Source organism: Stenotrophomonas sp. CC22-02 (assembly GCF_004365115.1).
GTDB classification, from domain to species: Bacteria; Pseudomonadota; Gammaproteobacteria; order Xanthomonadales; family Xanthomonadaceae; genus Stenotrophomonas; species Stenotrophomonas forensis.
Map to the genome: position 1 here is coordinate 1,658,750 of NZ_SOCO01000001.1, position 24,826 is coordinate 1,683,575.

Sequence of the window (24,826 nt, forward strand, 5' to 3'; positions counted from 1 at the left end):
GCGGCATAATGTCGCCCTGATCGCCCATTCATCTTTGCCCGGGCACACTGGCTACCACCTTTCCTGGCGCATGCGCCCACAGGATTCCTGCATGAACTTCCGCTTCCGTCGTTTCCTTGCCGCCACCACCCTGGCCGTCGCCTGCGCTGCTGCCGGCAGCGCCTGGGCCGGTGCCCGCGATGACCTGAAGAGCTTCACCAGTGGCCTGAAAGGCCTGGATGGCCAGTTCAGCCAGCAGGTGTTCGACAGCCGCGGCAAGGTGAAGGAATCGACCAGCGGCCGCGTTGCCCTGTCTGCGCCGCGTCTGTTCCGCTGGGAGTACGTGCGCCCGCATGAGCAGCTGATCGTGGCCGACGGCAAGAAGGTCTGGATGTACGAGCCGGACCTGGAGCAGGCCACCGTGCGCGAGCAGGGCAAGGAAGAGCAGAACAGCCCGCTGACCGCGCTGATCAATCCGGCGCTGCTGGAGCAGCAGTACGACGTCAGTGAAGAGGCCGCGCAGCGCGACGGGCTGCAGTGGCTGTCGCTGTCGCCGAAGCGCGACACCGAAGCCAGCTTCCAGTACGCCGCGCTGGGCTTCAACGCCCAGGGGCTGGCCAAGATGGAAATCACCGACGCGGTCGGCCAGCGCACCGTGATCACCTTCAGTGGCTGGAAGCGCAACCCGGGCTTCGCCGCCGGCACCTTCAGCTTCACCCCGCCGAAGGGCACCGACGTCATCGGTAACTGATCGGGGACGCCGGGCCCGGCCCGGCGCTACCTGCTCTGGTGGGTGCCAACCGGCACCGCATTGGTGGGTGTCAACCTTGGTCGACGCGCTCTTGGTCTGCCGGCCAGCGGCCGGCACTACCGATCATGGCCCGGCCGCCCTGGTGGGTGCCAACCTTGGTTGGCACGCGCTCGGCCGGATCATCCCTTGTCCGGATGAACGATCACCTGCCACGCGGTGCCATCAAATCGAATCAGATCCCAGGGCGTCAGCACCCACAACACGCCATCGACGGAACTGATGTCGTTGATTGCAGCATCCATCAGTTCTTCAGGAATGCCCGCCTCCAGGCGTTCAACCACTCCGGAGTTGGGACTGTAGAGATAAAGTCCATTCTCTGAGCCGATGTAGATGGCTTGCCCGTACTGGCAAGCGCAGTAGAACGGGACGTCAGGGCTGATCTGATGCGGGATGGACGTGAAGCCCATACTGATCTGACCCGTTACGATTGTTGCCTCGGTACCGACCAGGAACAGTTCGCCCGAATCCGTTCTGGATGCATGCAGCAGTTCGGCAGAAGTGATCTGCTCTGGAATGGCCCACGTCACGCCATCCCAGTGCGCAATCAGGCCGTCAGAACCGATCGCATAGAGATCGGAAAGGCCGGTTCCGCAGAGGTCATTCACACTGGCCAGATCCAAATCAGCGAGTAGCTGCTTGACCGCTTGATTCTCGCCGATTTGCGCTAGATCGGCGCGTGATTCTTCAAATCTTCGCCGAAGCTCTGCGTCACGCTCTGCAGGGTCAGCGGGTAGTGGTGGCACGCCGTCCAGTTCGAACAGATGGCCAACGCAGGCAAGCCAGTTGTCGAAATCAATTGACTCAAGCTCGTCCTTGAGGCTTCCGCGTTCGGGTGCGGGGAAGTGGGTGGGAAGCTGCTTCCAGCCAGTCTCGCTACGGTGATAGATCATCCCGTGCACGCCACAGCAGAACAGATCCTTGCCCAGTTGCCGAACTCGGGTCAGGCCCCCGCAGAAGTGATCACCTTCAGGTGGAATGAACTCGCATTTCGTGCCTGATCGAGCTAGGTCTTCAAGGTGGCCGTAGAAGTCCAGGGCCAGTACACGGCGCTCCCGCCCGTCCTGTTGTTCAGGGATGAAGATGGCGGACTCGACCTGCCAGTCGGACAGGTCGTGATAGAACCATTTCTCATTCGTTTGATGTTGATAGAAGAACATCCGGGAGGGCGGGCCGGGATCAGGGTCATAGCATTCGTGCCCCGGGCCACTCCTTGCAGCCAGGTAGTAGATGTCCGCGTCGACGGCGCAGCCGGCAACGAACTCAAGTGCATTGGACTCGGGATCGCGCACGGGTGAGTCCTGAATGGTTGAGCTTCAAATTCTCGGTTACTGATGAGGATGCATGGGTCCCGCGAAAGCATGCTCCATGTGAATCAGCGGCTTACCGATGTATCGGCGGCACCCGCACCGGCCCATTTCCGACAGGTTGCGGGGTTGCCGGCCAGCGGCCGGCACTACCGATCATGGCCCGGCCGCCGTGGTGGGTGCCAACCTTGGTTGGCACGCGCTCGCGGTACAATGGCCCGGTGCCAAGACATCGCTCCACCTCCTTCCCCGGCCCCGATCTACTGAGCGTTGATCGGGAACATCTGCGCCCGCTGGCCGAGCGCATGCGCCCGCGAACCCTCGACGAAATGGTCGGGCAGAAGCGCCTGCTGGCGCCGGACAGTGCGCTGCGTCGCGCGGTCGAATCCGGTCGCGTGCATTCGATGATCCTGTGGGGGCCGCCGGGTTGCGGCAAGACCACGCTGGCGCTGCTGTTGGCCGAGTACTCCGACGCCGAATTCCGCGCCATTTCCGCGGTGCTGTCCGGCCTGCCGGAAGTGCGCCAGGTGCTGGCCGAGGCCGCGCAGCGTTTTGCCGAAGGCCGCCGCACCGTGTTGTTTGTCGATGAGGTGCATCGTTTCAACAAGGCGCAGCAGGATGCGTTCCTGCCGCACATCGAGCGGGGCACCATCCTGTTCGTTGGCGCCACCACCGAGAATCCGTCGTTCGAACTGAATTCGGCGTTGCTGTCGCGCTGCCGCGTGCATGTGCTGGAGGGCGTCTCGCCCACCGACATCGTCGAAGCGCTGGAGCGTGCGCTGGGTGATCGTGAGCGCGGCCTGGGCGAAGAGGGCATCGAGGTCGCTCCCGAGCTGCTGCTGGAAATCGCCACCGCCGCCGATGGCGACGTGCGGCGTGCGCTGACCCTGCTGGAAATCGCCGCCGAACTGGCGGGCGGCGAGGGTGGCCGCATCACCCCGCAGACCCTGACCCAGGTGTTGGCCGATCGCACCCGACGCTTCGACAAGGGCGGCGAGCAGTTCTACGACCAGATCTCGGCGCTGCACAAGTCTGTGCGCAGCTCGAACCCCGATGCCGCGCTGTACTGGCTGACCCGCATGCTCGATGGCGGCTGCGATCCGTCCTACCTGGCGCGCCGGCTGACCCGCATGGCCATCGAGGACATCGGCCTGGCCGATCCGCGCGCGCAGAGCATGGCGCTGGAGGCCTGGGACATCTACGAACGGTTGGGCAGCCCGGAAGGCGAGCTAGCCTTTGCCCAGCTGGTGCTTTATCTGGCCAGCACCGCCAAGTCGAATGCCGGCTATGCGGCCTTCAACCAGGCCAAGGCCGACGTGCGCGAGAGTGGTACCGAGGAGGTGCCGCTGCACCTGCGCAACGCGCCGACCAAGCTGATGAAGGAGCTGGGCTACGGCGCGGAGTACCAGTACGACCACGACGCCGAAGGCGGCATTGCGCTGGACCAGACCGGCTTCCCGGATGCGATGGGCGAGCGCGTGTACTACAACCCGGTGCCGCGCGGCCTGGAAATCAAGCTGAAGGAAAAGCTGGATCGACTGCGTGCCGAGCGCGAAGCGGCGAGGGCCGCAAAAGGCCGTTGATCCCGCTTTTGTAGAGTCGAGCCATGCTCGACTCAGCTCTTGCGCGTATTGAGTCGAGCATGGCTCGACTCTACAGGGGCATGGCAGTCGGGCAGGGCGCGACGCTGCATTGTCGCGTGCGCGTGCATTTGGCACACTGCGCGGCTTCTCTTTCAAGGATCGATGCCGTGCAGGAAATGATTCTGCCGTTGAAGCGCTACGCCCAGTTCGAGGGCCGCGCCAACCGCCGCGAGTACTGGATGTACCAGCTGTTCCTGTTCCTGGTCGCAACGGCAGTGATGCTGCTGGCCGGTGTATTGGCAATCCTCCTGCGCAACAGTGCCGATGCACTGGCCGGCATCCTGATCGGCATGGTGGTGCTGCTGGGTGTGATGTGGCTGGCCACGATCGTGCCGTTGATTGCCGTGACCGTGCGCCGCCTGCATGACTGCAACCAGTCGGGCTGGCTGTTCCTGCTGGCGCTGGTGCCGGGCGGTGGCATCGTGATCATGATCTTCTCGCTGCTGCCGGGTACGCCGCAGGAAAATCCGTATGGCCCGGTGCCCACGGGGCCGTGATGCTGCACGAGTCGGGCATGGCTCGACGCTACAGGGGAAAGAGAAGAAGCCGGCGTTTGGCCGGCTTCGTCTTTACTTGATGGCGCAATCGCCGAAGGACAGGTAGTCCGTGCCGGAGCTGAACTGCAGCGTGCAGCTGGCGGTGAAGACAGCGCCTTCTTCCAGTGCGCCCAGTTTGGCCGCCTGCTGCTCATCATCGCTGGTCAGCCGGGCCAGGACATTGCCCTGGTCATCGCCGGCCTCGATGAGCGGCTCGCCCGCCATGTTGCTGGAAACGCCCAGCGCCACGGCGGTGAAGGTCACCGTCTGGTTCAGTTGATCCATGCTCAGCGTCGAATTGCCGGCCTCTTCAAAGGCCTGGTAGAGCGTGGGCAGATCCTGTGCGGCATGGGCGGCCAGCGGCGCGAGCAGGCCGAGGGTGAGGGCGATCAGTGCGGTGTGCTTCAAGGGGTCTCACATTCATGGGATCCAATCCCATGGCGGTTGTGGCGCGAATGAACGCGACCCGGTCGGCGGCGGACGGCCCGCCCTCCATGGCAGCGTTGGAAGCGGGGCGGTCCAATGCCCCGGTGGGCGGCAAAGTAGGTGAAATTTCGCCTTCTGTGCAAGTGGGCATGCGCGCGCGTGATACACAGTGTGACGTGTGATCGATGTGATAATCATTCGCGTTTGCGGTAGACTGCGGTCCCTTGTGAACCGGCGGCTACGGGCCGCTTCTGCCGCCGCCGATGAAGCATCTTGTCCTGCCTCCGCACCGTGGTCCGCTGGCCCGCGGCCTCGTCGCCCTGATGATGGGTCTGCTCCTGGCCACTCCGTACGCCCATGCGCAGCAGCGCAACCCGCTGCAGAAGATCGGTCACACCGTGCTCGAGGAGCCGGCGGCCAGCTATCGCTTCGAGCATTTCGTGGTGGACAGCCCCGACCAGCAACGCCGCTGGCGGGTGAACGTGGCGATCCCGGCAAAGGCGGGCAAGGCGCCGCTGCCGGTGCTGTACGCGCTGGACGGCAATGCCGTGGCGATGGTGCTGGACCAGCCGATCCTGGCCGAGCTGGCGGCACGCAAAGCGCCGCCGGTGCTGGTGCTGATCGGCTACGACAACGACCTGCGCATCGATTCGAAGGCGCGCACCCGCGACTACACCGCGTGGATCGATCGCGCCGACGACGAGAGCGGCACGACCCAGGCGGTAGGAGGCGGCGCTGCAGCGTTCCTCGATGTAATCGAACGTCGGATCAAGCCGGAAGTCGAGCGTCGCGCACGCATCGATGCGCAACAGCAAGCGCTGTGGGGCCACTCGCTGGGTGGCCTGTTCGTGCTCAATGCGCTGTACACCCGCCCCGCCGCCTTCCAGTCCTACCTGGCGGCCAGTCCATCGCTGTGGTGGAGCCAGGGTGCGGCGCTGGGCGACCCGGAGCAGCAGTTCGTGCAGAACTCGCACGGCCAGCCGGCAGCGCTGTGGTTGATGCTGGGGGGTGCCGAGCGTGTGGGTGACCGCGGCAAGCGTGACATGAACAACCCGCGCGTGGTCGCGCACCTGCGCCGCATCGGCGGCGCCACCCCGGACGCAGCGATGCAGCTGTCCGAGCGGCTGGGCAAGGTGCCCGGACTGAGCGTGCACTACCGCGAGTTCGACGGCCTCGGCCACGGTCCGATGCTGCCGGCCTCGTTCCACGCCGCACTGCATGAGCTGTATGGCGTGACCGATCGCAGTGCCGGTGACGGCGCTGCCAATGGCGGTGACAACGCCACCGAATGAATTCCCTCGCACGCGATGCCGTGCGACCCCACTACCCAGGCGAGGCTGCCGACGTGCAGCGGCCCAGGCAACCGATGAATCCCGCGCCACGTGGCGCGGCCTACGTGTGCAAGGAGCCTTCCATGTCGTTCCGTCCGTCTTTCCGTCTCACTTCCCTGGCCGCGGGCCTGTTGCTGGCAGTGACCGCCACCGCGCAGCCAGTGTTCGACCAGCCGGCCAACGCCACCTTCAAGGGCGAGGTTGTCTCACGTGGTGAGAACGTGGCTCCCGGCAGTACCGCCGACGTGGTCGGTCGCGGTTTCGTGCCGGGCCAGAAGGTCAGCCTGCTGCGTGGCGACAGCGTGCTCAACGCGCAGCCGCTGGTGGTCGATGCCGATGGCAACTTCAAGACCCAGCTGAGCATTCCGACCGATGCGGTGCCGGGCACCCACCCGGTGGTGGTGCGTGCCAGCCAGCCGGCCGCGGCCACGGTGCTGAAGCTGCGCGTCTCGCCGCAGCTGCCGCTGTCGGGCCAGGCGCAGTTCGCCACCCAGTCCAACAAGCTGGTGCCGGGCCTGTACCAGTCCGCATACAGCGCCGCCAGCAACGCGGTGTTCGTGACTTCGGCGGTGGGCCGCCCGCCGGTGACCCAGTCGCAGCTGCTGAAGCTGGACCCGAAGACGCTGAAGGTGACCAAGGCGATCACCCCGGCGCAGGTGCCGGGCAGCACCAATGGCGCGGTGTATGCGGTCTACGGCGTCGGCGTGGATGACACCAACGGCAACGTCTGGGTCACCAATACCCGCCAGAACTCGATCGCGGTCTATCGCCAGAAGGATCTGTCACTGGTCCACCAGTTCCCGGTCGATGCCGTGCCGCACGCGCGCGACGTGGTGGTCGATGGCACCCACGGCAAGGTGTTCGCCTCGGCGACGGGTGAGGATCACCTGTCGGTGTTCGACGCCAAGACCTTCAAGGAACTGCCGGCGGTGACGCTGGAGTCCGGCGTCGATGACGGCAAGTTCACCCCGATGAGCCTGGTGCTGGACGAGAAGGGCGGCAAGCTGTTCACCGTCAGCATCGGTACGCCGGAAGCGGCGGTGATCGACGTGGCCAGCGGCAAGGTCGACAAGGTCATCGACCTGGGCAATTCGATCAGCGCCTCCGGCGTCGCCTTCGATGCGGCGCGTAATCGCCTGTACGTGGCCTCGCAGGGCACCGACAACCTGCTGATCGTCGATGTGGCCGCCGGCAAGGTGCTGCACGACGTGCCGGTTGGTGCCGGTGCACTGAACGTCGCCTTCGATGATGCCTCCGGCCTGGCCTATGTCAGCAACCGCGGCGCCGGTACCGTCACCGTGGTCAACGGCGATGGCAAGGTGGTCGCCAACCTTGATGGCGGCACGCTGCCGAACCACGTCCGCGCCGATGGCAAGGGCAATGTGTTCGCGGTGAACAAGTCGCGCGGCGCCGAAGACCCGAAGGGTGACCGCATCACCCGCATCACCCCGAAGCAGTAAGCCACCGGGCCGGGCGGCGCGTGTGCCGCCCGGCCAGCAAGGAGAACCTCCATGATCATCGCGTCCCGTCTGCGCCTGTGTGCGCTTCCCCTGGCTGTCTCGCTGGTGCTGTCCGCCTGCGGTGGCGCGCCGGCTACGTCCGAGGGCCAGAAGCCTGCCGAGGCGCCGGCCGTCACGGCGGCGGCTGAAGGTGCGTTGCCGGCAGGCTGGCAGCGCGTGGCCGGTGCCGAGATGCCGGCCGTGCACGACCAGAAGGCCGTGCTGCCGGCCAAGGTGCATTCCGATGACGGCGCCGATATCGAGGTGGCCGACACCAGCCGCATCATCGCCGGTGGCGACGATGTCATTGCGGTGATCGAGGCGCTGGGCCTTGGCAAGCAGGTCTTCGCCGCACCGACCAACACCACCACCCAGGCGGGCCTGGCCGCGCCGCACCAGTTCCTGTTCAACCGCACCACCGGCGTAGAGGGCGTGCTGAGCCTGCAGGGCTCGCTGTTCCTGGGCAACAGCCTGCGCCGCCATACCGAGCTGGCGAAGAAGCTGCGCGAAGTGGGCGAGCCGGCGGTGGTCATCGACGATCTGCAGCCGGCACCTGACAAGGTGCGCAAAGTCGCCGCTGCACTCGGGCTGGCCGAGGCAGGGCAGGCGCTTGCCACGCAGGTGCAGCGTCAGCTGGACGAGGCTGCAGCGATTGGCAAGGGCCTGGGCCATGCGCCACGGGTGATCCACGTCTCGGCCACCGGCGCCGGCGGCGCGCCGACCGTGGCTGGTGCCGACAGCGCGTCGGCGCAGCTGATCGCACTGGCTGGTGGCGTCAACATCGGTACCGAGGCGGGGGTGAAGAACTACTCGCAGCTGAGCAACGAGGGCGTGGTCGCGGCAGCACCGGAGGTGATCCTGGTGACCGAGCATGACCTGCAGCTGTTCGGCGGGGCCGAAGGCCTGTGGAAGTCCTACCCGACGCTGAAGCAGACCCCGGCCGGGCAGGCCAACCGGGTCTGGGTGATGCCGGACGTGCAGCTGAAGTACACCAGTGTTGGTTCCGGTGCTGGTGCGCTGGCGCTGGCCAAGGCCCTGGCGGCGTTGCCGAAGGCATGAGTCCGGCGGATCGGCGCCGCCGTCGCGGGCGGGTGATGTTGATGGTGGCGTTGCTGGCACTGCTGGGGGCGGTGCTGGCGTCGTTTGCCGTGGGTCCGTTGCGGTTGCCGCCGCTGGAGGTGGTGCAGGCGCTGGGCGTGAAGCTGGGCCTGCTTGATCCGCAGGCGGTCAGCAGTCGTGACTTGGCCGTGGTCTGGCAGCTGCGCATCCCGCGTGCGCTGCTGGGGGCGATGGTCGGCGCGTCGTTGGCAATGGCCGGGGCCAGTCTGCAGGGTCTGTTCGGCAATCCCCTGGCCGATCCGGGCATCGTTGGCGTCAGCCAGGGCGCGGCACTGGGTGCGGTCGCCGCCATCGTGCTTGGCGCTGCCGGTGCGGCGGGTTGGCTGGTGCCGGTCGCCGCGTTCGTTGGCGGCGCGCTGGCGATCGGCCTGACCTATGCGTTGGCGCGCCCGGGCAAGGGCAGTGGCAATGCCACCCTGTTGCTGGTGGGTATCGCAATGGCGGCGTTCTGCTCGGCGCTGATCGGCTTCCTGACCTACATTGCCAGCGAAAGCGAACTGCAATCGCTGGTGTTCTGGCAGATGGGCTCGCTGGCACGCGCCAACTGGGCCGATGTGGCAGCAGTGGTGCCGCTGTTCGCGATCGGCGTGTTCGCGCTGCAGCGGCTGGCCACGCCCCTCGACATGCTGGCGCTGGGCGAGCGCCAGGCGCAGCACCTCGGCCTGGATGTGACCCGCACGCGCCGCCGCCTGGTCGCGTTCAGTGCGCTGCTGGTGGGCGCGGCGGTGGCCTTTGCCGGTTCGATCAGCTTCGTTGGCCTGGTGGTGCCGCACGTGGCGCGCCTGCTGGTTGGCCCCGGCCATCGCTGGCTGCTGCCGTTGTCCGGCCTGCTGGGCGCACTGCTGATCGTGGTGGCCGACACCGCGGCGCGCACGCTTGACCCGCCGGCGGAGATTCCGCTGGGCCTGTTCTCGGCTGCGCTGGGCGCGCCGTTCTTCCTCTGGCTGGTGCTGCAGCAGCGCCGCAAGGCCGCACCATGAGCGTGCTGTTGAAACTGCACGAGGTGGTGGTGCGCCGCCAGCAGCGCGAGATCCTGCATGGCATCTCGCTCGCATTCGAGCCGGGGACGGTGACCGCGCTGGTGGGTCCGAATGGAGCGGGCAAATCCACGTTGCTGGCGGTGGCGGCCGGTGACCTTCGCGCCGATGCGGGCGAGGTGAGCCTGCGCGGCAAACCCTTGGCAGGCTACAAGGCGGGGCCACTGGCACGCGAGCGCGCGGTGATGCCGCAGGAACATGGCGTGCGTTTCGCCTTCAGCGTGGAAGAGGTAGTGGCGATGGGGCGCCTGCCGCACCCGCCCGATCCTGTGGTGGATGATGCTCATGTTGAAGGCGCCATCGATGCCGCCGAACTGCAGGCGCTGCGCCTGCGCGAAGTGCAGCAGCTGTCCGGTGGCGAGTCCGCTCGCACCACGTTTGCGCGTGTACTGGCGCAGGACACGCCGCTGCTGTTGCTGGATGAGCCGACCGCCGCGCTGGACCTGCGTCACCAGGAGCGCACCCTGCGCAGCGTGCGTGCCTGTGCCGAAGCCGGTGCCTGCGTGATCGTAGTGCTGCACGATCTGAATCTGGCGGCCGGCTATGCCGACCGCATCGTGCTGCTGGAGCAGGGTAGGGTGGCCGCAGATGGCACGCCGTTGCAGGTGCTGACCGAGGACAACCTGCAGCGGGTCTACCAGCAGGATGTGGTGGTGCTGCAGCATCCGCGACGTGGTGTGCCGCTGGTGGTGGTGACCTGAGTACGGGGGCTACCGCGATCCCGTGAGACGCAGGTACATGCCGGCGGCAACTATTATGGCGAACGGAATCCACAGCAGGGCAAATGATGCATAAGCCCAGGCCCGGGATCTGCGTGCGGCGGCCAGGCTGAGTTCTGCCCGGCCCGCGAGATGAAGTGACGCGGCTTTGTTTGCGTACACGATGGCAACGATTGCAATCAGCCAGTTGCCCATCAGAAGTGACGCCCATGCAAGCCGCGAAGGGTCATTGGGGAACTTTTCTGCCGGTTTGCTCATGTGTGCCGCCTCGGGATAGGGTCGGCGCATGTTCACTTGCCGCTGTCATTGGCGGTATACAAGAAATACGAAATCGTACGATCACGCGTCATCTCCACGTCGCCTGTGACGCATGTGGCTTCCCGTCAGCAGTTGCTGCAACGGCAGGATGCACGTCGCCCAACGAGGAGGCGGTGGAAGCCGGTGCGCCGACTTTACTTCTTGAATGCGCTGCCGCATTGATGGGCCTTCATCGAGAATTCGTAGAAGGTGTTCAACGTGGGCATGGTGATGGACAGGTTGTGGGGTATGCGGCTGGGTGCGTTCTGTGTGGCTGTCGGCCTCTCATTCTCAGCCCACGCGCAACAGGACACGTCATCGATTCTTTCCCGCTTGTTGCAGTGTCAGCTGACTCACCGGGAGCTGGACGCTTTCACTGACCGGATCGCAGCGGGCGACCTCGCCGATTTCACCCAGAGCGATGCGGGCGTTGGTGCGGCACTGATGCTCTGGAAAACCCGGACGTCCATTACGGCGTGGGGAGAGTCGTCGTCGCTTGTGCATGTGTCGGGTCGCCAGGAAATGCTTCTTGCCATACCGGTCCCGATTGGCGAGGAGATGGCACGGGGGATGTCCATTGCCAAGCGGATTGGAGGCATGTCATCGCGCTGGAATGCCGAGGCCATGGAAAGAGAACATGGCTGGAAAGGCCTCAATCTCTACAGAACGCTTCCGGACAATCGACACATACGGTTGATTGTTGATCTTTCCTTTTCGCCGGGGTGGGTGACGGTAGGCTGTACCTATGGCGAGATGAGCTGATCCGGGGTTGGAATGGGGCTGTCGAGTCTGGTTGGCATATCATGGCGTGCTCGAATCCCTCAATGGACTGACCCCATGTTCCGTACCGCTCCGCGCGGCGTGCTGCTTGCCGCCCTGCTCGCTTCTGTATGCGCCGCCCATGCGGCTGCCACCTCTCCGGTTTCGCTGACCGATGCAGCCGAGAACGCCTCGTTGATCGAGACGCGGCATTCAGAGGGTAAGGATGGCACCGTTACGTCGTTGAAGACGCAGTACTTCGCCAACGAGGAAATGTCGGTGAGGTGGGATGACCAGCAGGTACTGGTGTTGTGCAAGGAAGCGGCCTATCTGAAGTTGTCTGCGGGCAAGGCGGATGTCGGTTCATTGACCACTGAGCAGCGGCAGATGATCGTCTACCAGGCACTGATGTCGGGATTGGGTGCGGTGGCAGGAGTGATCGGACCGGCAGGCGAGGTGGTGGCGGTCGCGGACGACGGCAGCGAAACCCGTGGTGTTGGCGAGAACACGTGGGCCTACGGTGTGGAGCGCCATGACGTCATCACTCAGCGCCTGCCGGATGGTGCGCTGCGGGTATGGGCGCGCAAGACCGAGACCGTGAATAATGCCAAGCCCGCGTCGCCGGATGCCATGTTCAGCACCGAAGATGACCAGGCGGCGAGACTGTCCGAGCTGGTGCCGGTCGGCAGCTGGACCGAGGTGGTGATCCATGGCGGCCCGCGCCAGGCACAGGTGGATCCGGCGATGTCGCTGAAAGGATGGGTCTCGATGGGGGATGACCGTGCTGCGACCGTGGCGGAGGCCCGCACGCTGCATGGGTGCAAGTAAGGCGCCAGGGACCGATTGCAGCCACCCCTGGGGTGGGTCTGCAGTGGTGCGCATCGTTCCATTAACGTGCGCAATATTCACTTGCGCGCCAGATCGGCAGGTCTAGAATGCGCCCCATGAACCGGATGCCGCTCCTGAAGTTTTTCACCCTGACCCGCGCAAGCGCGGAACGGGCGTGTCTGCCTGGAGCCCCACGAGGCCGTTGAGACGGCCATCGCTGGACCTTCGACAGAGCGCCCTTCGGGGCGCTCTTTTCGTTTCCCCAGTTCCATTCCCCGTAACCCGATGTACCGCAAGGAGAACGTGCCATGCACCAGATCGCCGAGACCGAACGCTAGCCGCGCGCCCTGTCGCCAACCGGGGTGCGCGGCCCCCGAAGTTGGCTTTGCAGGAACCTATTCATGAACACCCAGACCCTTTCCCGTCGCCGCAACCTCGGCATCATTGCCCACATCGACGCCGGCAAGACCACGCTGACCGAACGCCTGCTGTGGAAGAGCGGCGAGATCCATCGCGTCGGCGAAGTGCACGACGGCAATGCGACCACCGATTTCTCGGCGATCGAACGCGAACGTGGCATCACCATCGGCGCCGCCGCCGTGCAGGCGCAATGGGCGCCGCGCGACCTGCCGCCGCATCGGCTGACCCTGATCGACACCCCTGGCCACATCGACTTCGCCATTGAAGTCGAGCGTTCGCTGCGCGTGCTCGACGGTGCCGTGGCCGTGTTCTCGGCGGTGGATGGCGTGCAGCCGCAGTCCGAGACCGTGTGGCGCCAGGCGCGCCGCCACCGCGTGCCGCTGATCGCGTTCGTCAACAAGATGGATCGCGTCGGTGCCTCCTTCGAGCGTGTGCTGGAGCAGCTGCAGGACAAGCTGCGCGCGCGGCCGTGGGCGCTGGGCATGCCGCTGGGCAGCGAGAGCGACTTCAACGGCTGGGTCGATCTGGTCGATGAGCGTGTGCTGCAGTGGCACGACGGCGCTGCAGCGACGATTACCGCGTGGGACGACGCAGCGCGCATGCGGTGGCAGGCGCAGCGCGATGCGCTGGTCGAGGCCGTAGCCGATCACGACGAGTTGCTGGCTGATGCCTGGCTGGAAGGCCGTGTGATCGATGCGGAACAGCTGCGTGCAGCCATCCGGCGCGCAACGTTGGCCGGTGCCGGAGTGCCGGTACTGGCCGGCGCGGCGTTCAAGGACAAGGGCATTGAAACGCTGCTGGATGCGGTGGTCGATTACCTGCCATCGCCGCTGGATCGCCCGCCCGTGGTCGCTGAAAGCGAGGACGGCGAGGCGGTGTTGCCGCCGGATCCGGACGGTCCGTTGGCCGGCCTGCTGTTCAAGATCACCCACCAGCAGCACGGTGCGTTGAGTTTCGTGCGGCTGTACTCGGGCACCTTGAAGGTCGGTGATGCGGTGGCCAGTTCGCAGCATCCGCAGGGACGGCGTGTGAGCCGCCTGGTGCGGGTGCAGGCCGACCAGACCCACGACATCGAACAGGCCGTGGCCGGTGACATCGTCGCGGTGCTGGGCTGGAAGGATGCGGTCAGCGGTGAAACGCTGAGCGGCCGTGCGCGGTCGCTGCGCCTGGAGAACATCCAGGCACAGGCACCGGTGCTGGCATGGCGGTTGGAGCCGGCACGTGCCGCCGATCTGATCCGGATGGCGCAAGGGCTGGCCAGCCTGGCCCAGGAGGACCCGTCGTTCCGCGTCGAAACCGATCGCGATACGGCGGAAACCCTGGTCTGGGGCATGGGCGAGCTGCACCTGGAGGTGATGGTCGAGCGGCTGCGCAGCGAATGGAAGGTCGAGGTGGGCGTGGGTGCGCCGCGCGTGGCCTACCAGGAGACGCCGCTGCGTGCGATGGCCGGCGTGGTAGGGCGGCTGGTCAAGCAGACCGGCGGCCAGGGTCAGTTCGCGCACGTGGTGCTGGACGTGGCGCCGCGCGAGGACGGTGAGGTCGTGTTCAACGATCGCATCGTCGGTGGCGTGGTGCCGCGCAGCTTCATCGCGGCGGTGGAGAAGGGCGTGCGTGCTGCACTGTCGGAAGGCCCGCAAGGTCATCCGGTGGTCGGTATCGAGGTCAGCCTGGTCGATGGCCAGACCCATGCCAAGGACTCTTCGGAGATGGCATTCCATCGCGCCGGCGCCGAGGCGATCAAGGCGGCGCTGGCCGAAGGCGGCACGCAGCTGCTGGAGCCGGTGATGGCGGTGACGGTGCACTCGCCCTCGGCGTCGGTGGGCGACGTGGTCGGCGACCTCAACCGCCGTCACGGCCGCATCGCCCGCATCGAGGACCAGGACGGTCGCGCCGAGGTCAACGGTTTTGCGCCGCTGGCACAGCTGGTGGGCTACACCACCTCGCTGCGTTCGCTCAGCCAGGGGCGGGCCAGCAGCGAGGCGCATCTGCACGGTTACGAGCCTGTACGCGCGGCATGAGGAAGGTGAAGGGAGCCCGTTCGCGGGCTCCCTTTTTTGCGCAGGCTTTGCTGAGGCATCCACGCGTGGCCTGATTCTGCTGTGGGAGGCGTGATGCATTTGCACTGCAATGCAACAAAACTGCAGAAAAAGCTGGATTAAAGTGATGCCTCACGATAAATTGCGCACCCCCCGTTGCTCGCCGCCGCCCGCACCCCGCCCATGCGTGATGACAAAGACCCCGGAACCCTGGAGCTGACCCTGCCGCGCAAGCGCGGTCGTCCGCCCAAGTTCGGGTACGCAATGAGTGATGCACAGCGGGCTGCGCGCTACCGTGCGCGCAGGGCAGGGCAGGCCAATCACGCCGATGTGCGCTCCTGTTCGGACATGGTGCTGCTGGACAAGATCCGCGCTGCGGTGAGCGCCCGTGATACCGAGCTGGCCGGTTTTCTCGTCCACGTGCTGTGGCAGCGATACCCCCTGCAGCTGAAATAGGCCCTCGCCGGGGTGGCCCTTGTCATCGAGCTTGTTGATAATGCGGGATTCAGGTTGTTCCCGCTGGCGCGCCCGGGATGGCAGGCGCGCATGATCGAACGGTTCCCAAGATGACCACCACCAGCGACACCACCACCGAAGCAGCGCCGAGCGGCGCTCCCCTGTTCTACACCCGTCCGGTGCCGCTGCAGGCCGATGTGCACGCCGATCTGCGCGTCCTGCCGGGCAAGCTCGAGTTCGCCGCCGGCAACAACGCCATTCCGCTGGTGCTGGGCGAGTTCTCGCTGGCGCTGCACCACTTCCCGATCCTGTTCGCCGGCCCGACCGCGGTGCCGATGGCCGCCGTCGGCGTGTCGGAAGAGAACCTGTTCATCAAGGACGGCCTGTGGGAAGACGAGGCCTACGTCCCGGCCTACCTGCGTCGCCACCCCTTCATCTTCATCGACACCGGCGCCGACAACGACTTCCTGCTGGGCATCGATGAAGAGAGCCCGCGCGTGGTCAAGGGCGGTGACGAAGGCCAGCCGCTGTTCGTCGACGGCAAGGCCACCGACATGGTGCAGCAGGCGCTGGAGTTCTGTGGCCAGTTCACCCGTGAGCACGAGCAGACCCAGGCCTTCTCCAAGGCCCTGATCGACAACGGCCTGCTGGTCGAGCGCAACGCCACCGTGCGTACCCCGGATGGCCGCGAGTTCAACCTCAATGGCTTCCAGGTGGTCGACGTCGAGAAGTTCGTTGCACTGCCGGAAGCGACCGTGGTGGAGTGGCATCGCAGCGGCTGGCTGGCGCTGATCCACCAGCACCTGATGTCGCTGGGTCGCTTCAATGACCTGACCCGTCGCCAGGTCGAGCGCCTGGCCGCCTGATCAGTTGGCAGGCATGGTTTCCGCAGTGCGGGAGCCATGCCAGTGCCACAGTAACCGCAGCAGTCGCCGCGCATCGATCCAGTCGGGCGCGGTGTCATGGCCGAGTTCCCACAGATCGGCCGCGATCTCGGCCTGGTCGGCGGCGCCGCAGATCTGCAGTGTTCCCTGCAGGCGGTGCGCATGATGGCGCATCGCCCTTGCATCGTGATCCGCGAGCGCCCGCTCGATACCTGTCAGCTCGCCGTGGATGTCGGCCAGATGCACGGGGCCCAGCGCCGCAACGGGGTTGGGCGGTTCGTCACCAGTGATGGGCGTCAGCTGCAACGCCTGCAGCAATGGTGTGACCTGCAGCGGCTTGGTCAGCATCGCGTCGAATCCGGCCTTGCGTGAGCGCGCCACGTGCCTGCGCCCGGTGCGGGCGGACAGCGCCACCAGCCGCAGCGGCCCACGGGCCTGGCCGCGCAGTTGCCGCGCCAGTGTGTAGCCATCCATGCCCTGCAGGCCGATATCCAGCAGCACGACCGGGCGCGGGGCCTGGCTCTGCTCGGCCAGGGCGTCCGCAGCGCCGGCAACGGCATGCACGTTCGCGCCGAGTCGTCGCAGCTGCTCGGCGATGATCTGTCGGTTCAACGGATGATCCTCCACCAGCAGCAGGTCGAGGCCGGCAAGCGGGCGGCCGAAGGCAGGTTCATCCGGGGCCAGGACATCGCTGCCGGCGGGCTGTACCGGCAGGCACAGGGTGAAGCGGCTGCCGCGCCCCACGACGCTGTGCACAGTGAGGTCGCCGCGCATGGCGCGGGCCAGTTCGCGGGCGATGGAGAGGCCGAGGCCGCTGCCTCCGCGCATCTGGCCGCCTTCGCCCTGCTGGAAGGCACGGAACAAGTGCCCGATGTGCCTGGCGTCAATGCCAATGCCGCTGTCGATCACATCCAGCACCAGCGCCCGGGGTTCGATCGGTGGCGCCAGCTGCACGCGCAGATCGATGCCGCCGACATCGGTGAACTTCACTGCGTTGCCTAGCAGGTTGTCGACAATCTGACGAAGCGCTTCTGCATCCAGTGCGACAACCGGCACAGGATCGGGGTTGCAGTCGAATCGAAGCTGCAAGCCCTTCAGCCGGGCCTGGGGCCGGATCGCGTCCAGCGACTGCCTGCAAAGCGAGGCCACATTGCAGGCACCTGCGCGCGGCCTGAAGCCGCCACCGGCCAGGCGCGAGAAATCCAGTGATCGGTTCAGCAGGCTGCGCAGTGAGCGCCCGGCGGCCGCCGCGGCCGCAAGCAGCTCGCGCTGACCGTTGGCCAGGGGCGATCGGCCCAGCAGATCGATCGACATCAGCATCGCCTGTGCCGAATTGCGCATCTCGTGGCTGACCATGCCTGCCGCGCGGGCATCACGGCGGCGCTCACGCCTTGTGCGACGGGCCGCGACATGCCACAGGATCGGCAGACCGGCCAGCACCGCGGTCAGGGCCAGAAGCCAGTGCGGCGGCGGCATGCGCATCTGGTCGAACATGCGCTGGATCGAGGCGGGTAGTGCCTGGCGGGCCCAGAGTTGCAGCAGGCCGGCATGCTCTTCCAGCGTGATGTCGTGCAGTGCCTGGTCGATGCGCGCCAGCAGTTGGCGGTCAATGCCGCGCACGATCAGGTACAGGTCGGTGGAGAATGCGCTCTCGAAGGGCTGCAGCTGCAGCGTGCCGCCGAAGTGGCGCCGGATCATCGGCTGCAGCGTCGATTCAAGGCCAATCGCAACATCAGCGACGCCGGTCTCGACAGCCACCAGTGTTGCGTGCCGGTCAGGCAGGTGCAGCAGATGGAGCTCGGGGTGATGCACCTGCAGCCATTCGGCATACGGCCCGCCATTGACGACGGCCAGTGTCCGTCCGTCCAGTTGCGCGACATCGTGCGGCAGGCGCCCGCCGCTGCGGCCGGCCAGGACGGTCTTGCCGCCGTGGAAGGGGGGCGAGGCTACAAGGCCGGCGCAGGGTTGGTGCAGCGGCCGCACTGCACCGATGACCAGCACCAAGTCGGCCTGTCCCTGGCATACCGCCGCCACCGATGCATCAGTGCTGGGGTAGGGATGTTCCGTGAAGCGCAACTGGGAGTGGCGTGCCACCAGCGTGGCGTAGCCGTGGGCGAGGGTGGGCAGCGGCGCTGTATCAGCCAATGCCGGTGGCAAGGGGCGCAGCGAGGGTGCTGTCGCCACGCGGACTTCGCGTCCCGCCGCCCAGGGCGGCGACGGCGGGTCCCCGGCCGACACCATCGGCAACAGCAGCAGGACCAGCAGTAGGGTAGGGAGCAGGCGCGGGCGTTGGCGCCGACTCACAGTGACTCCAGCTGCTGCCGCATGGCATAGATCTCCGCATCGTTGCGCAGGCCCAGCTTGCGCAGCGCGGCCTTCTTCTGCGTGCTGACCGTCTTGATGCTGCGATGGCGCTGCTGGGCGATCTCCGAGACGGTGAGGCCGGCCAGCAGCAGGTGAAGCACTTCACGTTCGTTGCGGCTGAGGTCTTCGCTGTCCGCCGGATTCCGGCAGTCGGGGGGCAGGCGGTCCAGCCCCAGCGACACGCGCACGATCGCTTCGGAAAGCAGTGGTAGCGGCTCGGCCTTGCTGACCACGCCCCTGACCCCGGCGTCGATCAGCGGGCCGATGTGGATGCTGGGTGACAGGGTGGCGAAGGCGAGCAGGGGGACGGCTGGGAATGCCGCGCGCAGCAGCCCCACCAGCTCCATGCACTCGCGATCCCCGCGCGCCAGCGTCAGGTCGATGATGGCCACATCCACCGGTGTTCTTTGCAGATCCTGGATGAACGCATCGCTGTGCCCGTGGCTGGCGACGATCCTGAAACGGATGTCCCGGGACAGATGCAGTGCGGTCCCGCGTCGGACGACTTCGTGATCGTCCAGGAGTGCCAGTCGCAGCCGGCGCGGTGCAGGATATCCATTCATGCGCACACAGGTGGTCAGCGCCCGCGGGCGTGGCGACCATTCTGGCGCTGTTGCCATGCCGCACATCGAGTTTGTTGTATTTTTGCGATTATTCCTAAGTATCGATCGTCAATGAATATTGAAGTCGGCAATGTTCATTGATGGGGGCGATGGACGGGGCGGTCAGGTCGATGCGCTGCGCGGCGTGTGTGCGGCGGGCGCCATCAGCACGGTCAGCAGCACGGTATCGCCCTGCGGGCCAGCGTCGAGCGCGGTGGTCTCAAGCGCTTCGATCAATGCATTGATGCGGGCGAGGCGCTCGTGGTCGGCGCGGAAGGACAGGTGGCGGACCGCGCAGTTGCGCTGCGGTCCTTCAAAGCGGGCGGCGGCGTGGGTGGCGGCCGAGGCGAACGCGCGCAGGGTGGCGGCGACCACGCGCGTGGCCACGCGGACGAGGCTCCGCCGGCCGGCCGGGGTACGCACCGCGTCGCGGGAGGACAGCCGTGCCGAGGTCGCCGCGTAGACGGCTTCGGGCCGGCGGCCGGTGTTGCGGTGTTCGGTGATGCGTACCAGGCCGTGCTTCTGCAGGTGCGCCAGGTGGTGGTAGAGCGCTGTGGCGGGGCGGCCCAGTCGCTCGGCCAGTTCGCGGATGCTGGCCGGACCCTCGGCGTCCAGGCGCTGCAGTATCGCCATGCGTGCGGGCGAGGCCATCGCGGCAAGCTGGGCGGGTGTCAGCGTGAGTGCTGCCGGGGTGGCGCGGCTTGCGGCGGGGGAGTTCATAATTCAAACTATAGTTCAAATTTGAATTATATGGGCTCGGGAATGCGCACGGCACGTATCTGGATTGCCCTGGGGAGTCTGTTGCTGGCGGTGGCGGGCAGCGTCGCGCCCGCTGTTGCCACGGAAGTGGCAGGCGGCGATGCCTCAGGCAACGCGAACGGCGCACTGGATGCGGCCGTGATCCAAGGCATCGACCGTGGCGTCGGCCAGGTCATGCGTCGCTTCAATGTTCCCGGTGCGGCGGTGATGGTCCTCCAGGACGGGCGCCTGATCCACGCCAAGGCCTATGGCCAGCGCGACAGGGCGCGGGGCCTGGCGGTGCGTACCGACACACCCTTCGAGATCGGCTCGATCACCAAGCAGTTCACCGCCGCTGCGATCGTGCAGCTGCAGGAGGCCGGCAAGCTGACGCTGGACGATCCGCTTGCGAGGTATCTGCCGGACGCCCCGCATGCGCACGAGGTGACCCTGCGCCAGCTGCTGTCCCACACCAGCGGGCTGCACGATTATTTCGATGGGCCCGAACAGGAGGTCGATGCCCTGGTGACGCAGCCCATTGCATTTGATCGGCTGATCGCGCGCGTCCGCGATCGTCCTCTCGATTTCGCACCGGGCAGCCGCTGGTCGTACTCCAATACCGGGTACATCCTGCTCGGCCGGGTGATCGAGGTGGTATCGGGCGAACGCTACGTCGACTATGTGCGCCAGCATCTGCTGGAGCCACTGGACATGCGGCACACCTTCACCCACGCCGATACGGAGCGACTGCAGGGCATGGCGGTGGGGTATCGGCACGAGGCGGGCGTCCTGCGCCGATCACCCTATTTCCACCCGGACTGGAGTGGTGCTGCGGGCTTTCTGGTCAGTACGCTGGACGATCTGGCGCGCTGGGATCGTGGCCTGAGCGGGGGGCGGGTGGTCAGCCAGGCCGGCTACCGCGAAATGATCACGCCGGTTCACACCGCTGAGGGCGGTAGCGCCGACTATGGGCTCGGGTTGTTCATCAATGCGGTCTACGGCCAGGCCAGGATCGGCCATACCGGCGGCTCGCAGGGGTTCACCACCGCCGACGAGTACTTCCCCGAACTTGGGCTGCGCATCATTGCCTTCACCAATCTGGGAGACAAAACGCCGGAGGCCGGCATCACGCTGACCAATGCGGTCTTCAGTGCGCTTCATCCCGCCATCGTCGCTGCGTGGAGCCAGCCTGCGCCTGGCGAAGAGGCCACCGTGACGGCACGGGCACGGGCCACGTTTGAACAGTTGCAGGCCGGGCATGGCTATGCGGATTTCAGCGCGAACCTGCGTGCAAGGCTGGAGGCGGGGCTGGGTGGTGGGCTGGCGAAGGCGATTGGGCCCTATGGCAAGCCGGACGCCCTGGTCTTCAAGGGCAGCCAGGCCAGCGAGAAGGGCACGATGTACCGCTACGTGGCGACGTTCGGCCCCGGCGTCTTCATGCCTTACATGATCCGCCCCGACGAAGAAGGCAGGGTTGCAGGGTTCGCGCTGGATTGAGTGCTGTGGGTGGGCCGGATGGGGCGGCCCGTCGATCAGCAGGTCTTGCGCGTGTGCGTCTGATTGCGAGGACTGTCGTCCGCTCCCGGCGATGCAGTAGCGCGGCCACCGCTGATGGCGTGCTGCACGGCCCGCTGCAGCTTTTCGAGATGGAACGGCTTGGCGACGAACGGGGCGCCGCGATGCCGTGCCGGCACCAGCTGGTCATAGACCGCCGACACGAACAGATAGGGCACGCCAAGCTCGGCCAACCGATCGGCGACGGGAAACACCACGCCGTCGCGCAGTTCGACATCCAGCACGGCGCCGTCGAACTGCCGGGCGTCGAGCAGCTCCAGTGCATCGAACACGCTGTAGGCATGCGTGACCTGGTCGCCCTGTTGCTGCAGCGCCTGCTCCATCAGTGTGGCCAGGTCGAACTGGTCCTCCACCAGCAACAGGTTGCAGGTGTGTGGGCGGGATTCGGGATGCATGCCGGTGGTGCCTGTTTCACGTGGGGAACCGCAGTGTGAGGTCTGCCGCATCAACACCGTGGATGCGCGGTGTCAGCCCGGTGCGAAGTGCTGGTCGAGCGGCCGCGCAGCGCCGTAGCAGGAAGTCATCGCACCGACTGCGGCACCCGTCGCAGCTTCCGGGTGTCATACCCCATCGCGGCAATGCGCTGCACCGCCTGCTGGTAGTCGCTGTCCGACACCTGCGGCGTGCGTGCCATGTACCACACATAGTCGCGCTTGCTGCGCGCCACGATGGTCTGGTCATAGTCATCAGCCAGCCAGGCGATGATGTACTCGGCCTGGATCGGCCAGATGAACTGCATGCCCCACACCGCGCCGTGGCCTTCCTTTTCGACCCGGCCGATGGGATGCATCGATTTCTGTGGCGCGTCGAAGCTGCCCTTGCGATAGGTGAAGGTGGTCTGGATGCGCCCATCGGGCCGCAGTGCGTAACTCTCGACCGCATCGAACGCCTCGCGCTCGGGACGCGAGGGAATGTGGGCGATCACGTACCAGTCGCCCATGAAACGCGGCACGTCCACCGATGGCGGGCGTGGCAGGGGGCGTGTGTCATTGGAGCTGCAACCGCTACCGAACAGTCCGACCGCCAGCAGGGGGAGCAACGAGAACATGCGCATGCGACACCTCAGCGGGGACGGAACAGGTAATGGGCCACCAGCCACTGCTGGCCATCGTCGTAGCCGAACAGTTCGGCGCAGGCCATCCAGAACATGCGCCAGCGCTGCCACCAGATCCGTGCGGCCGCTTCGCCGTAGGTAGCAACGAGCACCGGCATCACGCGGTCGCGGGCCGCATCCTGGTTGGCCAGCCAATGATCGGCGGTGCGCTGGTAATGGGTGCCATCGATCAGCCAACGCTGCTCCAGCTGCAGGTCGTGCTGGAAATGCAGCAGGGTATCGGCCGCCGGCATCAGCCCGCCGGTGAAGAAATGCCGGCCCATCCAGTTGTCGCCGCCATCGGTTTCGAACGGATACATCAGCGTGCGATGCGCGAAGATATGCACGAACAGTGCACCGTCCGGCTTCAGCCATTGCGCGATGCGCGCGAGCAGGCGCTGGTAGTTGCGTACGTGCTCGAACATCTCCACCGAGACGCAGCGGTCGAACTGCGCGTGTGGCAGTTCCAGCTGGTTGACGTCGCGGGTGAGCACCTCGACGTTATGCAGCCCTCGCGACGCGCACTGCGCCAGGATGTGCTGGCGCTGGCTGTTCGAGTTGGACACGGCGGTGATCCGGGCGAGCGGATAGCGCTCGGCCATCCACAGGGTCAGCGAGCCCCAGCCGCAACCCAGCTCCAGGATGTGTTGGCCATCGGCCAGCCCGGCACGTTCACCGTACAGGGCCAGCATCGCGTCTTCGGCCTGGTCCAGCGTCTCGTTGCCGGTCGGGTAGTAGCAACTGCTGTACTTCAGCTGCCTGCCCAGGCAAGCCTGGAAGAAGGCGGCGGGCACCTCGTAGTGCTGGCGGTTGGCGGCATCGGTATGCAGCGCCAGTGGGCTGTCGGCCAGTTCGGCGATGCGGCGGTTGAAGCGGGCCGACTGGCCCTCGATGCCGCCCTCGGCTTCCTCGTGCAGGCGCTGCGCGCACAGGCGCCGGATGCCAGCGCGCAAGGCTGCATCCGGAACCCAGCCGCGCTCGGCCCAGGCGATCAGCCCGCTCTCACCCGCTTCGGTGGGGTTCTGTGACGGGATCGCGTTCATGCAGCGTGCTCCTTGGAGGGGCGTGGGAACCAGGGGAAGAACATCGGGGTCGTGCGCTGGTAGTCGCGGTAGTCATCGCCGCGACTGCGCAGGGCCTGCTTTTCGGTGAACGGAATGCCGCTGAGGTAGCACAGGAACACATACATCAGCAGCGGACCGGCCCAGGCCAGCCACCACAGCGGCGAGCCGACCGCCAACAGCACATAGGTGAACCAGTGCAGCCATTCGAAGAAATAGTTCGGGTGCCGTGAGTAGCGCCACAGGCCATCCCGGCAGGTGCGGCCCTTGTTGGCCGGGTTGGCGCGGAAGCGGGCCAGCTGGCGGTCGGCCAGCGCTTCACCGCCCACGCTGAGCAGCCAGGCCCCCGCAGCGGCCACGATCCAGATCGACAGCCCGGGCCGCGGGTTGGTCGCCACCGCCACGAAGGGCAGGGCGAACAGGATGATCAGCAGGGCCTGGGCCATGAAGAAACCGAAGATCTTTCCCTGGTGGCCATGCCAGTGCTCGCGCAGGTAGCGATAGCGCCCGTCCTCTGCCTCGTGACGGACCCGGTGCCACAGATGCAGTGCCAGGCGGCTGCCCCACAGGCCGCCGAACATGCCCAGCGCCACCCGCGGCATCAGCGCGCCATCGCCGAGCAACGCAAGCAACAGTGCAGATGCGCCGACGCCCTTGGCCCACAGCACATCGACTACACCGATGTTTGTGTGGCGGCGTTGCCAGGCCCAGCCCCAGCTCATTATCAGCACGGCGTACAACAGCACCCACAACAGGTCGATCATGACGGCGCTCCAGCGAGGGGGGGCTGCGGCGCGCCGCGCGATCCGCGCCGGGCACGGCTGCACAGCAGGGAAAGCGCGATGCTCCAGCCAATGCCGAGCACGAGCAGGCCGTGCCATGCCGGCGCTGCGAACTGCACCGCGTCGAAGCCGCGCGCAGCAGAGAGGTAGGCCAGCGGCGCCAGCAGCAGGCCGAACAGCATCGGCAGCGCGACGTGCCGCTGCAGGAAGCGCATCGAAGTGGTCAGCGTCATCGCGAACGCCGCCCACAGCGCCATGATCCACGGCGGCGGCGCCCAACCGAACGCGGCGGCGGCATAACGCACCGTGCCGCTGGCCGCCGCGCTGGCGTCGACCAGCCAGGCACAGGCCAGCGCCCATGCCAGCAGCCGGAGGTCCAGCCTCGGCTGTGGGGACGTGAGCAGTTGGCTGCCGATGTACAGCGACGCAGCCAGCAGTGCGGGCCATTGCCAGCCGCGACCGGCGCCGGCCACGGCGCTCAGCCAGACCAGTTGGTTGCCGAGCAGGTTGGCCCAGAAGCGGTGCAT

At 66.5% G+C, this 24,826-nt stretch carries 25 protein-coding genes; 14 read left to right on the forward strand and 11 right to left on the reverse strand.

Annotation, left to right across the window (positions count from 1 at the left end):
- The first annotated feature begins 91 nt into the window (after window positions 1-91).
- Complete coding sequence (gene lolA, locus N440_RS07760) at window positions 92-730, forward strand: outer membrane lipoprotein chaperone LolA (protein ID WP_133934623.1); 639 nt, start codon at window positions 92-94, stop codon at window positions 728-730.
- Between the two features lie 179 nt (window positions 731-909).
- Here the strand turns inward: lolA and N440_RS07765 are convergent, their stop codons facing one another.
- Window positions 910-2,079 (reverse strand): hypothetical protein, encoded by a 1,170-nt coding sequence (locus N440_RS07765; RefSeq protein ID WP_133934624.1) that lies wholly within the window; start codon window positions 2,077-2,079, stop codon window positions 910-912.
- Window positions 2,080-2,399: 320 nt separating this feature from the next.
- Between N440_RS07765 and N440_RS07770 the strand changes: the two genes are divergently transcribed.
- Window positions 2,400-3,677, forward strand: coding sequence for a replication-associated recombination protein A (locus tag N440_RS07770; RefSeq protein ID WP_014037159.1), 1,278 nt, complete (start codon window positions 2,400-2,402; stop codon window positions 3,675-3,677).
- A 167-nt stretch (window positions 3,678-3,844) separates the two neighbouring features.
- Window positions 3,845-4,234, forward strand: coding sequence for a DUF805 domain-containing protein (locus N440_RS07775; protein WP_133934625.1), 390 nt, complete (start codon window positions 3,845-3,847; stop codon window positions 4,232-4,234).
- A gap of 72 nt (window positions 4,235-4,306) precedes the next feature.
- Here the strand turns inward: N440_RS07775 and N440_RS07780 are convergent, their stop codons facing one another.
- Window positions 4,307-4,681 carry a hypothetical protein gene (locus tag N440_RS07780; RefSeq protein ID WP_133934626.1) on the reverse strand — a complete coding sequence of 125 codons (375 nt, stop codon included), beginning with the start codon at window positions 4,679-4,681 and terminating at the stop codon, window positions 4,307-4,309.
- A 281-nt stretch (window positions 4,682-4,962) separates the two neighbouring features.
- Here N440_RS07780 and N440_RS07785 point away from each other — a divergent pair, with 281 nt between their 5' ends.
- The 5 genes from N440_RS07785 (at window position 4,963) to N440_RS07805 (ending at window position 10,386) form a co-directional block, all read left to right on the forward strand.
- Window positions 4,963-5,991 carry an alpha/beta hydrolase-fold protein gene (locus tag N440_RS07785; protein ID WP_133934627.1) on the forward strand — a complete coding sequence of 343 codons (1,029 nt, stop codon included), beginning with the start codon at window positions 4,963-4,965 and terminating at the stop codon, window positions 5,989-5,991.
- A gap of 122 nt (window positions 5,992-6,113) precedes the next feature.
- Window positions 6,114-7,490 carry a YncE family protein gene (locus N440_RS07790; protein ID WP_133934628.1) on the forward strand — a complete coding sequence of 459 codons (1,377 nt, stop codon included), beginning with the start codon at window positions 6,114-6,116 and terminating at the stop codon, window positions 7,488-7,490.
- Window positions 7,491-7,541: 51 nt separating this feature from the next.
- Entirely contained in the window at window positions 7,542-8,588 is a 1,047-nt protein-coding gene (locus N440_RS07795; RefSeq protein WP_133934629.1) for an ABC transporter substrate-binding protein, read from the forward strand.
- On the forward strand, window positions 8,585-9,628 hold the full coding sequence (locus N440_RS07800; protein WP_053509015.1) for an iron ABC transporter permease: 1,044 nt from the start codon (window positions 8,585-8,587) through the stop codon (window positions 9,626-9,628). Before N440_RS07795 ends, N440_RS07800 begins: the two co-directional genes overlap by 4 nt.
- Complete coding sequence (locus N440_RS07805) at window positions 9,625-10,386, forward strand: heme ABC transporter ATP-binding protein (protein WP_133934630.1); 762 nt, start codon at window positions 9,625-9,627, stop codon at window positions 10,384-10,386. The genes N440_RS07800 and N440_RS07805 overlap by 4 nt, the downstream gene beginning before the upstream one ends.
- A 9-nt stretch (window positions 10,387-10,395) precedes the next feature.
- Here the strand turns inward: N440_RS07805 and N440_RS07810 are convergent, their stop codons facing one another.
- Entirely contained in the window at window positions 10,396-10,692 is a 297-nt protein-coding gene (locus N440_RS07810) for a CD225/dispanin family protein (RefSeq protein WP_166671541.1), read from the reverse strand.
- A 234-nt stretch (window positions 10,693-10,926) separates the two neighbouring features.
- On the opposite strand from N440_RS07810, the gene N440_RS07815 reads away from it, so the two are divergent.
- The 5 genes from N440_RS07815 to N440_RS07835 all read left to right on the forward strand — a co-directional run bounded on the left by N440_RS07815 (window position 10,927) and on the right by N440_RS07835 (window position 16,066).
- Window positions 10,927-11,463, forward strand: a complete 537-nt coding sequence (locus tag N440_RS07815; RefSeq protein WP_133934632.1) for a hypothetical protein — start codon at window positions 10,927-10,929, stop codon at window positions 11,461-11,463.
- Window positions 11,464-11,538: 75 nt separating this feature from the next.
- Window positions 11,539-12,288, forward strand: a complete 750-nt coding sequence (locus N440_RS07820; protein WP_133934633.1) for a hypothetical protein — start codon at window positions 11,539-11,541, stop codon at window positions 12,286-12,288.
- 401 nt (window positions 12,289-12,689) lie between these two features.
- On the forward strand, window positions 12,690-14,726 hold the full coding sequence (gene fusA, locus N440_RS07825) for an elongation factor G (protein ID WP_133934634.1): 2,037 nt from the start codon (window positions 12,690-12,692) through the stop codon (window positions 14,724-14,726).
- Between the two features lie 201 nt (window positions 14,727-14,927).
- On the forward strand, window positions 14,928-15,200 hold the full coding sequence (locus tag N440_RS07830) for a hypothetical protein (protein WP_005409616.1): 273 nt from the start codon (window positions 14,928-14,930) through the stop codon (window positions 15,198-15,200).
- A gap of 110 nt (window positions 15,201-15,310) precedes the next feature.
- On the forward strand, window positions 15,311-16,066 hold the full coding sequence (locus N440_RS07835) for a SapC family protein (RefSeq protein ID WP_049458102.1): 756 nt from the start codon (window positions 15,311-15,313) through the stop codon (window positions 16,064-16,066).
- On the opposite strand, the gene N440_RS07840 is transcribed toward N440_RS07835, so the two are convergent.
- The 3 genes from N440_RS07840 to N440_RS07850 form a co-directional block, all read right to left on the reverse strand.
- A complete protein-coding gene (locus tag N440_RS07840; protein WP_208322782.1) occupies window positions 16,067-18,388 on the reverse strand; it encodes an ATP-binding protein in 2,322 nt (773 codons plus the stop codon).
- Entirely contained in the window at window positions 18,385-19,011 is a 627-nt protein-coding gene (locus tag N440_RS07845) for a response regulator transcription factor (RefSeq protein WP_133934635.1), read from the reverse strand. Before N440_RS07845 ends, N440_RS07840 begins: the two co-directional genes overlap by 4 nt.
- A 162-nt stretch (window positions 19,012-19,173) precedes the next feature.
- Entirely contained in the window at window positions 19,174-19,770 is a 597-nt protein-coding gene (locus N440_RS07850; RefSeq protein WP_133934636.1) for a helix-turn-helix domain-containing protein, read from the reverse strand.
- Between the two features lie 42 nt (window positions 19,771-19,812).
- On the opposite strand from N440_RS07850, the gene N440_RS07855 reads away from it, so the two are divergent.
- Entirely contained in the window at window positions 19,813-21,285 is a 1,473-nt protein-coding gene (locus tag N440_RS07855) for a serine hydrolase domain-containing protein (protein ID WP_166671542.1), read from the forward strand.
- 35 nt (window positions 21,286-21,320) lie between these two features.
- Here N440_RS07855 and N440_RS07860 read toward each other — a convergent pair whose 3' ends face one another.
- From N440_RS07860 to N440_RS07880, 5 genes are all read right to left on the reverse strand, one after another.
- On the reverse strand, window positions 21,321-21,758 hold the full coding sequence (locus N440_RS07860) for a response regulator (RefSeq protein ID WP_133934638.1): 438 nt from the start codon (window positions 21,756-21,758) through the stop codon (window positions 21,321-21,323).
- A 125-nt stretch (window positions 21,759-21,883) separates the two neighbouring features.
- Window positions 21,884-22,417, reverse strand: coding sequence for a lipocalin family protein (locus N440_RS07865; protein WP_133934639.1), 534 nt, complete (start codon window positions 22,415-22,417; stop codon window positions 21,884-21,886).
- An 8-nt stretch (window positions 22,418-22,425) separates the two neighbouring features.
- Window positions 22,426-23,499 (reverse strand): cyclopropane-fatty-acyl-phospholipid synthase family protein, encoded by a 1,074-nt coding sequence (locus N440_RS07870; protein WP_133934640.1) that lies wholly within the window; start codon window positions 23,497-23,499, stop codon window positions 22,426-22,428.
- The gene (locus tag N440_RS07875) at window positions 23,496-24,281 is read right to left on the reverse strand and encodes a DUF1295 domain-containing protein (protein WP_133934641.1); all 786 of its coding nucleotides are present in this window, start codon (window positions 24,279-24,281) and stop codon (window positions 23,496-23,498) included. Before N440_RS07875 ends, N440_RS07870 begins: the two co-directional genes overlap by 4 nt.
- A complete protein-coding gene (locus N440_RS07880) occupies window positions 24,278-24,826 on the reverse strand; it encodes a DUF2878 domain-containing protein (protein WP_133935995.1) in 549 nt (182 codons plus the stop codon). Before N440_RS07880 ends, N440_RS07875 begins: the two co-directional genes overlap by 4 nt.

Excerpts from the sequence above, each read along its gene's own strand:
- N440_RS07850 (WP_133934636.1), bottom strand. The coding sequence starts at position 19,770 with ATGAACTCCCCCGCCGCAAGCCGCGCCACCCCGGCAGCACTCACGCTG.
- N440_RS07835 (WP_049458102.1), top strand. The coding sequence starts at position 15,311 with ATGACCACCACCAGCGACACCACCACCGAAGCAGCGCCGAGCGGCGCT.
- N440_RS07790 (WP_133934628.1), top strand. The coding sequence starts at position 6,114 with ATGTCGTTCCGTCCGTCTTTCCGTCTCACTTCCCTGGCCGCGGGCCTG.
- N440_RS07815 (WP_133934632.1), top strand. The coding sequence starts at position 10,927 with ATGGTGATGGACAGGTTGTGGGGTATGCGGCTGGGTGCGTTCTGTGTG.
- N440_RS07860 (WP_133934638.1), bottom strand. The coding sequence starts at position 21,758 with ATGCATCCCGAATCCCGCCCACACACCTGCAACCTGTTGCTGGTGGAG.
- N440_RS07785 (WP_133934627.1), top strand. The coding sequence starts at position 4,963 with ATGAAGCATCTTGTCCTGCCTCCGCACCGTGGTCCGCTGGCCCGCGGC.
- N440_RS07800 (WP_053509015.1), top strand. The coding sequence starts at position 8,585 with ATGAGTCCGGCGGATCGGCGCCGCCGTCGCGGGCGGGTGATGTTGATG.
- lolA (WP_133934623.1), top strand. The coding sequence starts at position 92 with ATGAACTTCCGCTTCCGTCGTTTCCTTGCCGCCACCACCCTGGCCGTC.
- N440_RS07875 (WP_133934641.1), bottom strand. The coding sequence starts at position 24,281 with ATGATCGACCTGTTGTGGGTGCTGTTGTACGCCGTGCTGATAATGAGC.
- N440_RS07865 (WP_133934639.1), bottom strand. The coding sequence starts at position 22,417 with ATGCGCATGTTCTCGTTGCTCCCCCTGCTGGCGGTCGGACTGTTCGGT.
- N440_RS07820 (WP_133934633.1), top strand. The coding sequence starts at position 11,539 with ATGTTCCGTACCGCTCCGCGCGGCGTGCTGCTTGCCGCCCTGCTCGCT.
- N440_RS07770 (WP_014037159.1), top strand. The coding sequence starts at position 2,400 with ATGCGCCCGCGAACCCTCGACGAAATGGTCGGGCAGAAGCGCCTGCTG.
- N440_RS07805 (WP_133934630.1), top strand. The coding sequence starts at position 9,625 with ATGAGCGTGCTGTTGAAACTGCACGAGGTGGTGGTGCGCCGCCAGCAG.
- N440_RS07855 (WP_166671542.1), top strand. The coding sequence starts at position 19,813 with ATGCGCACGGCACGTATCTGGATTGCCCTGGGGAGTCTGTTGCTGGCG.
- N440_RS07845 (WP_133934635.1), bottom strand. The coding sequence starts at position 19,011 with ATGAATGGATATCCTGCACCGCGCCGGCTGCGACTGGCACTCCTGGAC.
- N440_RS07795 (WP_133934629.1), top strand. The coding sequence starts at position 7,542 with ATGATCATCGCGTCCCGTCTGCGCCTGTGTGCGCTTCCCCTGGCTGTC.
- N440_RS07810 (WP_166671541.1), bottom strand. The coding sequence starts at position 10,692 with ATGCGCCGACCCTATCCCGAGGCGGCACACATGAGCAAACCGGCAGAA.
- N440_RS07830 (WP_005409616.1), top strand. The coding sequence starts at position 14,928 with ATGCGTGATGACAAAGACCCCGGAACCCTGGAGCTGACCCTGCCGCGC.
- N440_RS07870 (WP_133934640.1), bottom strand. The coding sequence starts at position 23,499 with ATGAACGCGATCCCGTCACAGAACCCCACCGAAGCGGGTGAGAGCGGG.
- fusA (WP_133934634.1), top strand. The coding sequence starts at position 12,690 with ATGAACACCCAGACCCTTTCCCGTCGCCGCAACCTCGGCATCATTGCC.
- N440_RS07880 (WP_133935995.1), bottom strand. The coding sequence starts at position 24,826 with ATGCACCGCTTCTGGGCCAACCTGCTCGGCAACCAACTGGTCTGGCTG.